The sequence below is a fragment of the Novosphingobium pokkalii genome (assembly GCF_014652855.1).
GTDB classification, from domain to species: Bacteria; Pseudomonadota; Alphaproteobacteria; order Sphingomonadales; family Sphingomonadaceae; genus Novosphingobium; species Novosphingobium pokkalii.
On the sequence record NZ_BMZP01000001.1, the window covers coordinates 58,343 to 73,359 of the forward strand.

Here is a 15,017-nt window from a genome sequence, read left to right on the forward strand (position 1 = left end):
ACCCTTCGCGGGAAATTTCTTTTTCTTGCGGTTCGCGGGTCTTTCCTGCCAAAGATGTACCACCGGTGAATGCAATCGATTGTTGTAACGTCCCGCACTCTGTGCCATGGTGCGCAAGGAAGGGCCGATGAAGCCCGTTGGGAGAGCGTGATGGAAATTGCCCGCAACCCGGCCGAAATCGGGCCGAGCCAGGATCAGGCAGGGGCCGTTGGCCCGGGTCCGGTGCGGCCGCATCTCTCGCTCGCGCGCATTCTCGAAATGAATCTCGGGTTCCTTGGCCTGCAATTCAGCTTTGGCTTGCAGCAGGGCAACATGGGGCCGATCTACAGCTATCTGGGGGCGAACGAGGCGCAATTGCCGCTGCTCAGCCTGGCCGGGCCGATCACCGGGCTGCTGGTGCAGCCGTTGATCGGGGCGCTTTCCGATCGCACCGCCGGCCGCTGGGGCCGACGCACCCCTTACTTCCTGGTTGGTGCGGTGCTGTGCGCGCTGGGGCTGTTCCTGATGCCGCTGTCATCCTCGGTGCTGATGGCCGCGTCGCTGCTATGGCTGCTCGATGCGGGCAACAACATCACCATGGAACCATACCGCGCCTATGTCTCGGATCGGCTGAATCCCAACCAGCGGCAGACCGGCTTCCTGTCGCAGAGCGCGTTCACCGGGCTTGCGCAGATGCTGGCGTTCCTGACCCCGTCGATCCTCGTTGGCGTGGGCATGAACCAGGATTGGGTCGATGCCCATGGCATTCCCTATACGGTGCGCGTGGTGTTCACGCTGGGCGCGGTGCTTTCGCTCGCCACGATCCTGTGGTCGGTGTGGCGCGTGCCCGAACTGCCGCTCACCGCGCAGGAGCGCGCGCATATCGAGGCCGCGCCCAAGGGTTTTGGCGCTGCGCTGGCCGAGATTGCCGATGCCATCCGCACGATGCCGGTGGCCATGCGCAAGCTGGGGCTGATGAGCCTGTTCCAGTGGTCGGCGATGTCCGGCTATTGGCTCTACGTGACCTATTCGATCGCGCGCACGGTCTATCACACCGCCGATGCGCACAGTTCCGCGTTTCACAGCGCGGTGCTGACCAATGGCGAGATGGCCGCATTCTATAACGGCATTTCGTTCGTAACCGCCTTTGCCATGGTGCCGCTGGTGCGGCGCATCGGGCCGGGGCCGCTGCACGCGCTGTGCCTGATGGCCGGGGGCCTGGGCATGCTGGCCCTGCCGCACATTGCGGACAAGGCGCTGCTGTTTGTGCCGGCGGTTGGCGTGGGCCTGGCCTGGGGCAGCATCATGGGCAATCCCTATGCCATTCTCACCAATTCCATCCCGCCCGCCCGCACCGGGGTCTACATGGGCATTTTCAACATGATGATCGTGATTCCCATGCTGCTGTTCGCGGTGGTGATGAGCGAGCTGGACCTGGGCTTCATCAAGCTGGGCCTGGGAGTCTATGCCCATGTGCTGCACAGCGATCCGGGCAACATGCTGTCGCTGTGCGGGGGGCTGCTGATCGCGGCGGCGCTGTCGGTGCTGTGGGTGCGCGAAGGGCGGCCGCAGGCCCTGCGCCTGGCCGAAGCGGCGGCCGGGGCATGACCGCGATGAGCAACGGCATGCTCGACCTGGCAAGCGGCGGCGCGATGATCGTGCTGGAGCCGCGCGCCGGCCGCGCGCCGGCCTGGCGCCATTGGGGCGCGGCGGCGGACCTGGCCGGCTTGCCGCCGCTGGCGCAGGCGCGCGGGCCTGCCTCGTTTTCGTTCGATCAGGATGTGCCGTTCGACACCGCGCCGGTCGGCGGGCTGGGCTGGTTCGGCCCGGCGGCGCTGGCGCTGCGCGATGCGACGGGCGCGGCGCTCGATGTGTCATGGACCGATTGCGACTGGGCGCGCACCGGCGATGGCGTGATGATCCGCCTGGAAGACGGGCTGCGCGGTCTGCGCCTGGTGCAGACCATCCTGGCAGACGGGCAGGGCGGCTTCCGCATCGGCGCGACGCTGACCAACAACGGCCCGGCGGCGGTCTCGCTCGATTGGCTGGCCAGTGCCGCCTTGCCCCTGCCGGCAGACGCGGCGCGGCTGGTGTCGTGGCGCGGGCGGCACAATGCCGAACTGGTCGAGCAGAACGAGCCGATGCCGGCCCATGCCTGGCTGCGCGAAGGGCGGCGCGGGCTGGCCGGGCACGGCGGTCCGCCGGGCGTGTTCGTGCTGGGCGAGGGCGCCGGCCATGCGCAGGGCCGCGTTCACGCGCTGCAACTGTGCTGGTCAGGCGACAGCCTGATCCGCGTGGAGCGCGACGACGAGGGGTTCTTCACCCTGATGGCCGGGGCGCACCTGCAACCCGGCGAAGTCACCCTGTCGCCAGGCGAGAGCTGGGCCGCGCCCGAAGCGATCGCGGCCTTTTCCAGCACGGGGCGCAATGGCGCGACGCGCGTGTTCCACGCCGCCGTGCGCGCCATGGTGCGCTGGCCGGGTGGGGCCATGCCCATCCGCAAGGTGCATCTCAATTCCTGGGAAGCCTGCTACTTCGATCACGACGAAGCGCGCATCCTGGCCTTGGCCGAGGCGGCGGCACAGATCGGTATCGAGCGCTTCGTGCTCGACGATGGCTGGTTTGTGGGCCGTAACGACGACACCGCCGGGTTGGGGGACTGGACGCCCGATCCCGCCAAGTATCCGCATGGCCTGGCGCCGCTGGCCCGCAAGATCACCGCCATGGGCATGGAATTCGGCCTGTGGGTCGAACCGGAAATGATCAACCCGGATAGCGATCTCTATCGCGCGCATCCCGATTGGGCGCTGGCGACACCGGGCCGGGACCGCCCCACCGCGCGCCACCAGTTGGTGCTCGACCTGTCGCAGGCGGCTGTGCGCGATTACCTGTTTGCCTGTCTCGACCGCCTGCTGCGCGAAGTTCCGATCGGCTACCTGAAGTGGGACCACAATCGCGACCTGGCCCCGGCTGGCGGCGCGGCACAGGTGCGCGGGCTTTATGACCTGCTCGCCCGCCTGCGCGCGGCCCATCCGGGCGTGGAGATCGAGGCTTGCGCCGGGGGCGGCGGGCGCAGCGACGCCGGGATGGCGCCCTTCGTGCACCGCTATTGGACCAGCGACAATATCGACGCGGTCAGCCGGGTGAGCATCCAGCGCGGTTTCCTGGCCTTCCTGCCGCCCGAAATGATGGGCAGCCATGTCGGCGCCAGCCCGGCGCATGCCACCGGCCGGGCGCAGGCGCTGCCGTTCCGCGCCGCCGTGGCGATGCCGGGGCACTTTGGCGTGGAGATGGATCCGCGCACGCTCACCCCGGCCGAACGCGAGGATCTGGCCGGATGGATCGCATTCCATCGCCAGTGGCGCGATCGGCTGCATGGCGGCCAGGTTTGGCTGGGCGAGGCGCCCGACGGCCTGGTGTGGCAGGCGCAGGGAACGCCCGAAAATCACCTGCTGTTCGTGATCCGCCGCGATCCCGCGCAGGATCGTCGCCCGCAGCCGCTGCGCCTGCCGCATCTGGCTGGCCAAGGTTCTTGCACCGTGCGCCTGCTGCGCCTTGCCGGCGGAGCGGATGGCCATGCCGCGCCAACCACTGCGCTGCATCAGGCCATGGGGGCCACGCCGCTGATCGTTTCCGGCGGTTGGCTGGCCGAGGCCGGCCTGCCGCTGCCGCCGATGAATGCCCAGACCGTGGCGATCTTTCATGTCGAGGCCGGATAGATGATCCGGCCCACCCCCCACCGCCTGTTCCACCCCGCCTTGCGCGCCTGACGCGCCAACCTGCACGAGGTCGCATGTCCGCCGATAACCTCTCTTCACCCGCCGTTGCGCAAACGATTGCTGAGCCGGTCAGCCGTCCGCCGAGCCGCTGGGAGCCGCAGGGCTATGACCCGCTGCCCGAGATTCCGCTGGTGACCGCCGCCGATGTTGCGCCCATCATGCCGGGGCTGGACTTGTGGGACTGCTGGCCGCTGGCGCACGAAGATGGCCGCACCGCGGTTCACGCCGGGCGGACCTGGTGGTTTTTCCTCAGCGCGCCGTGTTTCCCCGATCCGGTGCAGCGGCATGACGTGGCGCGCATCCGCCTGTTGTCGCATGGCGAGGATGGCTGGCGCGATCATGGCAATGCCTTGCCCGACGGGCTCAATCCCGGCACGCGCGAATGGGCCGGGTGTGCCGTGGTGATGGATGATGGCGTGTCCGTCACGCTGTTCTACACCGTGGCCGGCCGGCGCGGTGGCGCGTTCTCCTATGAACAGCGCCTGTTCGCCGTGCCCGGCACGCTCGATGCCGATGGTCCCGGACAGTGGCAGGAACCTGTCGAGATCGTGGCTGCCGATGGCGTGCGCTACATCGCCGATCGGCAGGAAATCACCAACCCGGCGCCGGGCTCGATCAAGGGCTTCCGCGATCCGGCCTGGTTCCGCGATCCGGCCACGGGGAAGGCCCATGTGGTGTTCACCGCCAGCGCGGCGTGGAGCGACAATCCGCACAATGGCCTGGTGGGCCTCGCCACGCTGACCGACGCGGGCTGGGTGCTGGAAGATCCGCTGGTCGAGGCGATCGGCACGAACAACGAAATGGAGCGCCCCTGCGTGGTGTGGCGCGACGGCCGCTATTACCTGTTCTGGTCCACCCAGCGCCATACCTTTGCGCCGGGCGCAGTGGCCGGGCCGAACGGGCTTTACGGCATGGTGGCCGAAAGCCTGACCGGGCCCTGGCGCCCGATCAACGGCAGTGCGCTGGTGGCTCCCAATCCGGCGGGAGAGCCGGGCCAGACTTATAGCTGGTGGGTGACGGGCGAACGCACCGTTTGGAGCTTCATCGACTATTGGGGCATGAACGGGCGCAAGCTGGCCGATCACCCCGAGCTGCTGCGTGCCCAGTTCGGCGGCACGCCGGCGCCGGTGTTCAGCCTGGCGTTCGACGGCGACCGCGTCACGGTTGCCGGTTGAGGCCGAGGGAGAGCGGGGGGCAATGCCCCCTCGCTCTCCGCAAAGCACTTGGTTCTTCTGATCAGGCGCTTTCGCGCACCACCAGTTCCGGCGCCATGATCGTGGAGGCGGTTTCCACCCCGGCGATGCGCTGGGTGAGCAGATCGACCATCGCGCGGGCGCCGCCGGCAATGTCCTGCCGCACGGTGGTGAGGCGCGGGACGGTCTGTGTGGCGATCGGCACATCGTCGAACCCGGTGACCGCCACATCCTGCGGCACGCGCACGCCGCGTTCGTGCAGCAGGCGCAGCGTGGTCATGGCGATCACGTCTGACGCGCAGACGATGCCATCGAGTTGCTGGCCGAGGGCATTAAGGTGCCCGGCCACTTGCTCGGGAATTTCCTCGTTCGAGAGGTGGGTGGAGCAGGCGACGATCTCCGCTGCGCCGGGGCAGGCGGCGACGGCTTCCTGCGCGCCGGCCAGGCGGTCGGCGATTTCCGGAGCCCCGGTATCGCCGAAGAACACTAGCCTGCGCTTGCCCTGGTCCAGCAGGCGCTGCGCCGCGAGGCGGCCACCGAGGCGGTTGTCGGTGCCCACCGTGCAATGGATCTGGCCAGCGCGGTGGCTGCCCCACACCACCATCGGCAGGTAGCGCTCAGCGACGCGCTCGATCGCGTCCATCTGGTTGGACTGGCCGATGACCAGGGCGCCATCGAGCATGCCGGAATCGACGATGCGATCGAGCCATTCGTCATCGCCCGGAATCACGCGCGAGAGCATCAGATCGTGCCCGCTTTCGGTGAGCGCGTCCGCCAGGTGGCCGAACAGGGTCATGAAGAATGGGTCGGAGATGTGCTGGCGCCGCTCGTGGCCGAGCGGGATGACCACGCCGATCACGCCGGTGCGCTGGGTGCGCAGCCGCCGCGCCATCTGGTTGGGGCGAAAGCCGTGTTCGCGGGCGATGGCCTGGATGCGTTCGCGCGTTTCGGCGTTGACCAGGCTCTTGCCCGCGAGCGCGCGCGATACCGTGCCCGCCGAAACGCCGGCCATGCGCGCCAGTTCCGCAATGTTGCGGATCCGGGGTTTGCTTCCCTCTCTTGCGGTCTTGTCGTTGGACGTTTCGGTCATGGTCACGCTTTTAACTTGGGGAACCTTGAAAGCAAGGTGGCGGACACTTTTCCGCAAGGTGGGCGGCCGGGTGGGCTCGGTCGCCAGGTGATGCAAGTCTGCCACAGCCCGAGGCAAAGTGACAGGCGCTGATGCAATCCATTGCAGATAGCGCAAATCCGCATTGCAAACGATTGTAGTCGTGCGTATCACACAATCCATCGATTCCCGCTCCGCATGCGGGAACGTGTTCATGGGAGAGTACCTGATGAAGCCGTCCGCTTTTCTGTCGTGCGCGTCCGCTGCCGCCCTTGCCGGTGCGATGATCGCCACGCCCGCCCTGGCGCAGGATGCCCAACCGGCCGCCGCCCCCGCCGATGACGCCGCCGATGTCGCCCCGATCGTGGTGACCGCCGCTGCCGGTGGCAAGTCCGCCCAGCTTTCGTCGATCTCGGTTTCGCAGATCAACCAGGAAGCCGTGACCAACTTCACCCCGCGTTCGCAGGCCGAAGTGCTGCGCACGATCCCCGGCCTCAACGTGCAGGACACCGCCGGCCCCGGCGGCAACGCCAACATCGGCGTGCGCGGCATCCCGGTTTCGACCGGCGGTTCGGAATATGTCGGCCTTCAGGAAGATGGCCTGCCGGTCACCCTGTTCGGCGATATCCAGTTCGGCAACAACGACTACTGGGTGCGGTTCGACAACAGCGTGAACCGCGTGGAAGCGGTGCGCGGTGGTTCGGCCTCCACCTTCTCGAGCCAGGCGCCGGGCGCGGTGATCAACTATGTGTCCAAGACCGGCGAGCGTGACGGCGGCGAAATCGGCCTGAGCCAGGCGCTCAACTATCGCGAAACGCGCGTCGATTTCGATTACGGCGGCCACCTGTCGGACAGCGTGCGCTTCCACCTCGGTGGCTATGCCATCGACGGCAACGGCCCCACGCACCTGCCGTACAAGGCGCAGAGCGGCTATCAGATCAAGGGCAACATCACCAAGGACTTTGACGACGGCAAGGGCTACATCCGCTTCAACTTCAAGCGGTTGGACGACAAGGAGCCGACCTTCACGTCGATGCCCAGCCTGGTGACGCTCTCGGGCAACAAGATCACCGGTTACAGCACGTTCGACGGCGTCGACGCGCGCAAGTATGCCTCGACCGGCATCTACAACCAGACGTTCCAGATCCTCGATGCCAACGGCAACGTGCGCACCGTGGCGATGGAAGGCATTCACCCGGTCGCCACCGCGCTGGGTGGCGAATTCCACTATGAATTCACCCCCGCCTTCACCGTGACCGACAAGGCCCGCTGGACCTCGATGAGCGGCACGTTCGCCAACCAGTGGACCGGCGAAGCCACCACCGCTTCGATCGCCGGCGACGGCACGCTGCGCTATGCCGCCGGTCCCAATGCGGGCCAAGTCTACAACGGCCGTTTCGTCAGCAACAGCGCGCAGGCCTATGTCGACATGAAGGATGTCGGCAGCCTGGTGAACGACCTGACGTTCAGCGGCAAGTTCGACGTGGGCGATGGCGCCAAGATCAAGGCCAATGCTGGCTGGTTCCACATGCGCCAGACGATCGCGATGGACTGGCGCATCAACAACGTCACCCAGACTCTCAACGGTTCGAGCAACCCGGTGCCGCTCGACCTGTTCGATGCATCGGGCAACCAGCTTACTGCCAACGGCCTGACCGGTTTCAACAACCAGTGGGGCGGTTGCTGCGGCGGGCGTTCGTATGACGTCAGCTATACCGACGACGCGCTCTATGGGCAGTTGGAAGGCCAGCTCGGTCGCCTCAACCTTGACGCCAGCGTGCGCTATGACAGCGTCAAGGCCTCGGGCGTGGCCTATGCGCCCGAGCAGGTCGCCAACGTGACCGTGACCGACGCGCTCGGTTCGGCCTCGATCCCGGCCTACAACACCAGCTCCACGCCGGCCAACGTGCTCAACTACACCAAGAGCTACGCAAGCTGGTCGTTCGGCGCGCTTTATGAAGTGAGCAACGACACCAGCGTGTTTGTCCGCGTCAGCCGTGGTGGCCGCTTCAACGCCGACCGTCTGCTCTACAACAACAACAACTTCACCGCCGATGGCAAGCTGACCGCCGGTGGCGACCACCTCTCGGTCAACTATGTCAGCCAGCAGGAACTGGGCCTCAAGCAGCGCGGCAACGTGGCGGGCGGCCGCTATCACGCCGAAGTGACGCTGTATCGGGCGCAGGTGAAGGAAAGCAATTACGACTTCACCGCGCCTTCGCGTGGGGAAAGCCCGTTCATCGACGCGGTCTACCACTCCTATGGCGTGGAAGCCTCGGCCGGGCTGTCGGCGGGCAATTTCTCGCTCGATGGCTATGTGGTCTATACCCATGCCAAGAACGTCGGCACCGACACCACCCCGGTGGCCATGCCGAAGTGGACCTGGCTGGTTTCGCCAACTTATGATGCCGGCGTTGCCGCGCTCGGCTTCTCGGCCAGCGGTCAGTCCAACTTCCTGGTTTCCGGCGGCTACACCGCGCCGGGCCGCACGTTCGTGAACGGCTTCGTCAAGGTGCGTCCGGCCGACAAGCTGGAAGTGAGCTTCAACGTCAACAACCTGTTCAACACGCTGGGCTATCGCGCCAACAACGGCTCGATCGCCGTGGCAGCCGGCACCGGTGGCCTGGCCGCCAACCAGGCGATCTTCGACAACAGCGCCATGCTGGGCCGGACGATGACCGCCTCGGTGCGCTACAAGTTCTGACGGCATGGGCATGGTCGGGGCCAATCCCGGCCATGCCCTTCCGATCGGGTCGCAAAAAACCCGGCAAGGTTGCTGACCTTGCCGGGTTTTTTTTGTCTTGCGTGCGGCGCTGCGTCAGCCGGGCAGCGACACGTCCAGCGCCTGGCAACCCAGCGCGATCGCCCCGGTGATGCCGGCATCATCGCCCAGGCCGGGCGTGACGATGTAGGTTTCCAGGCCCTTGTCGAGGCGCGGATGGCTGACATAGCCATTGAGCTTGGCCTCAGTCTGCCGACGGACCGATTCCACCAGGCCGGGCGCCTTCATCACCCCGCCGCCGAAGATCAGGCGATCGGGCATGTGCAGCAGCACCAGGGTGGCGGCGAGGTGCGCGATATAGCCGCCGATCAGGTCGATCGCAGTCTGATCGCCGGCAAGCTGGTCCAGGCTCTTGCCCCAGCGCTTTTCGATGGCCGGGCCAGACGCCAGACCTTCCAGGCAATCGCCATGATAGGGGCACGACCCGGCGAAAGGATCGGCCACGCGATCATGCGGCGGCAGGATATGGCCGCTTTCAAAGTGGGAAATGCCCATCAGCGAGCGGCCGTTGCTGACCACGCCGGTACCCACGCCCGTGCCGATGGTGGTATAGGCCAGCGTGCGGCAGCCTTGCCCGGCGCCTTTCATCCATTCGCCAAGGCAAGCGCCGTTGACGTCGGTATCGACCACGATCGGCGCGCCGAACTGGCCCAGCACATCGTGGAAGCGGGCGCCCTGCCAGCCCGGCTTGGGCGTGGTGGTGAACGTGCCATAGGCGGGCGAGGCGGGGTCGATATCGATCGGGCCGAAGCTGGCGACGCCGAAGGCGGCGACCGGGCCATGCTCCTGCTGCGCTTCTGCAAAGAAAGCCGCCAGCGCCGGGAAGCAGGTTTCGGGCGTTTGCGTGGGGATGCGCGTGCGCGCCAGGATCTCACCCTCCGGGGTGGCCAGCGCAGCGATGAACTTGGTTCCGCCTGCCTCGATCGCACCGATCAGAGGGGCACCGTTGGGCGAGGCAGCAGGCATCATTTCTCCCTTGAAAGCGCACAAACGCACCTGTCCTTGAAAGCGAGATGCCAGCATGGTCAACCTCTTTGCAATCGAATTATCACGAAAATGGCGAGAAGCGGTGTGGCGCCGGAAATTGCGCGCGCTACCATGCCCTGCGACGGAAAGATGCTTTGCAGCCGCCCTTGCGCTTGCATACTTATGCAACGTGCATCGGCGCGCATGAGCGACTAGGGCATGCATCGACAGGGCCCGTTTCAGGGACCCATCCAAACGGCTCGCACGTTGTCTTGCATGATGGCAGGGCACGGGCGCTGCGAAAGACAAGGAGATCCGCCGATGGCCGACAGCAGTTGTTCTGCGCTTTTGCTTTTTGGCGCTACCGGCGACCTTTCCCGCCGGATGCTGTTGCCCTCGCTTTATGCCCTGCATGAAGACGGCCTGATCGATCCCGGCCTGCGCATCGTCGGCACCGCCCGGTCCGAGCATCAGGACGAGGATTTCCGCGAATTCGCCCATGCCGCGCTCGACGAGTTCCTGCCCGCCGACCGCAAGGATGAAACCAAGCTGGCCAGCTTCCTCGCGCGGCTGGAATACCAGACGCTCGATGCCTCCAACATCGACGGCTTTGCCGATCTCGCCAAGAAACTGGGCGATACGAGCTGCGGCCTGTCGATCTTCCTCTCGACTGCGCCGGCGCTGTTCGAGCCGACCATCGAAGGCCTGCGCCGCGCCGGCCTGGCGCACGAGAACGTGCGCATCGGCCTGGAAAAGCCGCTGGGCAACGATCTGGCCTCCAGCCGCCGGATCAACGACGCCGTGGCGGCCGGCTTTGCCGAGGACCAGATATTCCGCATCGACCATTATCTGGGCAAGGAAACCGTGCAGAACCTGATGGCGCTGCGCTTTGCCAACATGATGTTCGAGCCGCAGTGGAACGCAGGCAATATCGACCACGTGCAGATCACCGTCAGCGAAACCGTGGGCCTGGAAGGGCGCAAGGGATTCTACGACGATACCGGCGCCCTGCGCGACATGGTGCAGAACCACATGCTCCAGTTGCTCGCGCTGATCGCGATGGAGCCGCCCCGCGATTTCGACGCGACCTCGATCCGCGACGAGAAGGTCAAGGTCTTGCGCGCGCTGCGCACGGTCAAGGCCGAGGAAATGGTGCGCGGCCAGTATCGCGCCGGGGCGGTGAAGGGCGGCGGCGTGGCTGGCTACCAGGAAGACCTGGGCGAACCGTCCGACACCGAGACCTTCGTGGCGATCAAGGCCCATGTCGACAACTGGCGCTGGCAGGGCGTGCCGTTCTACCTGCGCACCGGCAAGCGCCTGGCGGAGCGTCGCTCCGAAATCGTCGTGCAGTTCAAGCAGGTGCCGCACAACATCTTTTCCGAACGCGGCGGCAAGTTGCAGGCCAACCGCATGGTCATCCGTCTCCAGCCCGAGGAGTACGTGCGGCTTCAGGTCATGGCCAAGGAGCCGGGCCTCGATCGCGGCGGCGTGGTGCTGCGCGAAGTGAACCTCGACCTGTCGCTGACCCAGGCCTTTGCCAAGGCGCGCCGCCGTATCGCCTATGAACGCCTGCTGCTCGACCTGATCGAGGGCGAGCAGACGCTGTTCGTGCGCCGCGACGAAGTGGAAGCGCAGTGGCGCTGGGTCGATGCGATCCGCGCCGTGTGGAAGAGCGAGGACATGGAGTGCAAGCCCTATGCCGCCGGTAGCTGGGGGCCGAATGCCGCCATCGCCCTGACCGAACGCGACGGGAGAAGCTGGAATGACTGAGGCCAATACCCCCCGCGTGCGCTGGGCCACGCCCGGCGATGCGGCCGCCGTGGCCGATCGCATTGCGGCCGAACTGGCCAAGCCGGGCGAAAAGCGCCTGGCCATGACCGGCGGTTCCACCCCGCTCAAGGTCTTTGCCCTGCTCAAGGATCGCGGCCTCGACTGGAGGGGCGCCACGCTGGCGCTGACCGACGACCGCCGCGTGCCCGACGATCACCCCGCCAGCAACTTTGGCAAGCTGTTCGCGGCGTTGGGTGACAGCGGTGCCAAATTCGAGCGCCTGGAAGAAGGCGCACCCGTGGCGCCGTTCGATCTGGTGTGGCTGGGCATGGGCGAGGATGGCCACGTCGCCTCGCTGTTTCCCACGATGCAGGCGCTGGTCCGCCCCGGCGCCACGGTGATCGCCACCACGCCGATCCCGCTGCCGCCCGAGGCGCCATTCGATCGCCTGACCCTGACGGCGCGCGCGCTCAAGGCCACCAAGGAAGTGATCCTCGTCGTCACCGGCGCGTCAAAGAAGGCGCTGATCGAAGACGTGCTGGCCGGCAACGCCGATTACCCTGTTTCCGATTTCCTGCGCGGCGCCGATGGCCCGCCGGTTACCATCTACTGGAGCGAATGATGGCCCTTCATCCCACCGTGGCCAAGGTCACCGACCGTATCATCGCGCGCAGCCGCGACACCCGCGCCGCCTATCTCGACCTGATCGACCGCGCGCGCGAAGCCGGCGTCAACCGGCCAAAGCTGACCTGCGGCAACCTGGCGCACGGCTTTGCCGCCGCCGGTGACGACAAGCCCGCGCTGCGCGATGGCAAGGCGCTGAACATCGGCATCATCACCGCGTTCAACGACATGCTTTCGGCGCACCAGCCCTATGGCCGCTATCCGGAACAGATCAAGGTCTTCGCCCGCGAAGTGGGCGCCACGGCGCAAGTCGCCGGTGGCGTTCCGGCGATGTGCGACGGCGTGACGCAGGGCCAGGATTCGATGGAACTGTCGCTGTTCAGCCGCGACACCATTGCCATGAGCACGGCCGTGGGCCTGTCGCACGGCATGTTTGAATCCGCGCTGTTTCTGGGGATTTGCGACAAGATCGTGCCGGGCCTGATCATCGGCGGCCTGCGCTTTGGCCATCTGCCCACGATCCTGGTGCCGTCGGGCCCGATGCCCACGGGCCTGGCCAACAAGGAAAAGGTGCGCATCCGCCAACTCTATGCCGAAGGCAAGGTGGGGCGCGCGGAACTGCTCGAATCCGAAAGCGCCAGCTATCACTCGGCGGGCACCTGCACGTTCTATGGCACGGCCAATTCCAACCAGATGATGATGGAAATGATGGGCCTGCACATGCCCGGCTCCAGCTTCGTTCTGCCCGGCACCAAGCTGCGCCAGGAACTGACCCGCGCCGCCGTGCACCGCGCCGCGCAGATCAGCTGGAACGGCGACGACTATCGCCCGCTCGGCCACTGCGTGGATGAAAAGGCCATCGTCAACGCGATCGTCGGCCTGCTCGCCACGGGTGGTTCGACCAACCACGTGATCCACCTGCCGGCGATGGCGCGCGCGGCGGGCGTGCAGATCGACTGGGACGACATGGACGAGCTTTCGCGCGTGGTGCCGCTGATCGCCAGCGTCTATCCCAACGGCGCGGGTGACGTGAACTATTTCCACGCCGCCGGCGGCATGCCCTATGTCATCCGCGAACTGCTCGACAACGGGCTGGCCCATGCCGACATCCGTACCGTTTATGGCGCCTCGCTGGCCGAAGGCGCGCAGGAGCCGGTGATGGACGGCGATACGCTGACCTGGAACCCCGCGCCGGTAAAGAGCGGCGATGACAGCATGCTGCGCCCCGTAACCGCGCCGTTCCAGTCCGAAGGCGGCCTGCGCCTGCTTCAGGGCAACCTCGGCCGGGGCACGATCAAGGTCAGTGCGGTCGATCCCTCGCGCTGGACGATCGAGGCGCCCGCGCGCGTCTTTGCCGACCAGAACGACGTGCTCAAGGCGTTCAAGGCGGGTGAACTGGAACGCGACGTGATCGTCGTGGTGCGGTTCCAGGGCCCGGCCGCCAACGGCATGCCCGAACTGCACAAGCTGACCCCGCCGCTCGGCGTGCTCCAGGATCGCGGTTTCCGCGTCGCCTTGGTCACCGACGGGCGCATGTCGGGAGCCTCGGGCAAAGTGCCGGCCGCCATCCACGTTTCGCCTGAAGCCAAGCTGGGCGGGCCGCTGGCCAAGCTGCGCGATGGTGACATCGTGCGCGTCTGCGCGCAGACCGGCGAGCTGGTTGCCCTGGTCGATGCCGAGGAATGGGCCGCGCGCGAAGACGTGGTCGCCCCGGCCGAAGCCATGGGCGTTGGCCGCGAACTGTTTGCCCTGATGCGCCACCATTCCGATCCGGCCGAACGCGGCGGATCGGCGATGCTGGCTGCGGCAGGCCTGTAACGCCTCGGCACTTGGGGGAGAGGAACATCATGGAACTCGTAGCCGTCGATATCGGCGGAACACACGCGCGCTTTGCCCTGGCCACCGTGGAAGGCGGCCGGGTTACCCATCTGGGCGAAGCGGTCACGCTCAAGACGGCCGAACACGCCAGCTTCCAACTGGCGTGGAAGGAATTCGAGCGCCAGAACGGCGGCTCCGTGCCGCCGGCGTGCGCCATTGCCGTCGCCGGGCCGGTGGGCGGCGAAGTGATCAAGTTCACCAACAACCCGTGGATCATCCGCCCTGCGCTGATCCCGGAAAAGCTGGGCGCCGATCGCTATGTCGTGGTCAACGACTTTGCCGCCGTGGCCCATGCCGTGGCCCAGGCCGATGCCGAGCACTTCATCCACCTTTCCGGGCCGGACGTGCCTTTGCCCGAAGAAGGCGTGCTCAGCGTGGTTGGCCCCGGCACCGGGCTTGGCGTGGCGCAGCTCTGGCGCCATTCGGCCGGGTACCAGGTGCAGCCGACCGAAGGCGGGCATATCGACTATGCCCCGCTCGACGGCATCGAGGACGCGATCCTGGCCCGCCTGCGCAAGCGCCATCGCCGCGTCTCGGCGGAGCGCGTGGTCGCCGGGCCGGGTATTGTCGATATCTATGAAACGCTGGCCCTGATCGAAGGCACGCCGTTCATCCCGCGCGATGACAAGGCGATCTGGACGCTGGGCAGCAGCGGCGAAGACAGCCTGGCCGCCGCCGCGATCGACCGCTTCTGCCTTTCGCTGGGCAGCGTGGCGGGCGACCTTGCGCTGGCCCACGGCGCGCAGGCGGTGGTCATGGCCGGTGGCCTCGGCCTGCGCATCAAGGATTGCCTGGTGCGCTCGGGCTTTGCCGAACGCTTCCGCGCCAAGGGCCGGTTCGAGCAGATCATGGCGCAGATGCCGGTGAAGCTGATCACCCACCCGCAGCCTGGCCTGTTTGGCGCGGCGGCGGCCTTTGCCCAGGCCAACAAGGACTGA

General features: G+C 66.7%; 10 protein-coding genes. 8 read left to right on the forward strand and 2 right to left on the reverse strand.

Features of this window, described 5'->3' with window-relative positions; genetic code table 11:
• Window positions 1-258: 258 nt before the first annotated feature.
• From IE191_RS00290 to IE191_RS00300, 3 genes are all read left to right on the forward strand, one after another.
• Window positions 259-1,587, forward strand: a complete 1,329-nt coding sequence (locus tag IE191_RS00290; RefSeq protein ID WP_191322658.1) for an MFS transporter — start codon at window positions 259-261, stop codon at window positions 1,585-1,587.
• Window positions 1,584-3,698, forward strand: coding sequence for an alpha-galactosidase (locus IE191_RS00295; protein WP_229814990.1), 2,115 nt, complete (start codon window positions 1,584-1,586; stop codon window positions 3,696-3,698). Before IE191_RS00290 ends, IE191_RS00295 begins: the two co-directional genes overlap by 4 nt.
• 74 nt (window positions 3,699-3,772) lie before the next feature.
• Window positions 3,773-4,933 carry a glycoside hydrolase family 68 protein gene (locus tag IE191_RS00300; RefSeq protein WP_191322360.1) on the forward strand — a complete coding sequence of 387 codons (1,161 nt, stop codon included), beginning with the start codon at window positions 3,773-3,775 and terminating at the stop codon, window positions 4,931-4,933.
• Window positions 4,934-4,994: 61 nt separating this feature from the next.
• On the opposite strand, the gene IE191_RS00305 is transcribed toward IE191_RS00300, so the two are convergent.
• Window positions 4,995-6,041 carry a LacI family DNA-binding transcriptional regulator gene (locus IE191_RS00305; protein ID WP_191322361.1) on the reverse strand — a complete coding sequence of 349 codons (1,047 nt, stop codon included), beginning with the start codon at window positions 6,039-6,041 and terminating at the stop codon, window positions 4,995-4,997.
• Between the two features lie 247 nt (window positions 6,042-6,288).
• On the opposite strand from IE191_RS00305, the gene IE191_RS00310 reads away from it, so the two are divergent.
• Window positions 6,289-8,763 carry a TonB-dependent receptor domain-containing protein gene (locus tag IE191_RS00310; RefSeq protein ID WP_191322362.1) on the forward strand — a complete coding sequence of 825 codons (2,475 nt, stop codon included), beginning with the start codon at window positions 6,289-6,291 and terminating at the stop codon, window positions 8,761-8,763.
• A gap of 114 nt (window positions 8,764-8,877) precedes the next feature.
• On the opposite strand, the gene IE191_RS00315 is transcribed toward IE191_RS00310, so the two are convergent.
• Window positions 8,878-9,810: an ROK family protein gene (locus IE191_RS00315; RefSeq protein WP_229814991.1), complete on the reverse strand. Its 933-nt coding sequence runs from the start codon at window positions 9,808-9,810 to the stop codon at window positions 8,878-8,880.
• Between the two features lie 318 nt (window positions 9,811-10,128).
• On the opposite strand from IE191_RS00315, the gene zwf reads away from it, so the two are divergent.
• Genes zwf through IE191_RS00335 form a run of 4 tightly spaced genes read left to right on the forward strand, consistent with a single transcriptional unit; the run spans window position 10,129 to window position 15,017 of the window.
• A complete protein-coding gene (gene zwf, locus IE191_RS00320; RefSeq protein WP_191322363.1) occupies window positions 10,129-11,577 on the forward strand; it encodes a glucose-6-phosphate dehydrogenase in 1,449 nt (482 codons plus the stop codon).
• Window positions 11,570-12,199 (forward strand): 6-phosphogluconolactonase, encoded by a 630-nt coding sequence (locus tag IE191_RS00325; protein ID WP_191322364.1) that lies wholly within the window; start codon window positions 11,570-11,572, stop codon window positions 12,197-12,199. The genes zwf and IE191_RS00325 overlap by 8 nt, the downstream gene beginning before the upstream one ends.
• Window positions 12,196-14,019 carry a phosphogluconate dehydratase gene (gene edd / locus IE191_RS00330; protein WP_191322365.1) on the forward strand — a complete coding sequence of 608 codons (1,824 nt, stop codon included), beginning with the start codon at window positions 12,196-12,198 and terminating at the stop codon, window positions 14,017-14,019. Before IE191_RS00325 ends, edd begins: the two co-directional genes overlap by 4 nt.
• Window positions 14,020-14,048: 29 nt before the next feature.
• On the forward strand, window positions 14,049-15,017 hold the full coding sequence (locus tag IE191_RS00335) for a glucokinase (RefSeq protein WP_191322366.1): 969 nt from the start codon (window positions 14,049-14,051) through the stop codon (window positions 15,015-15,017).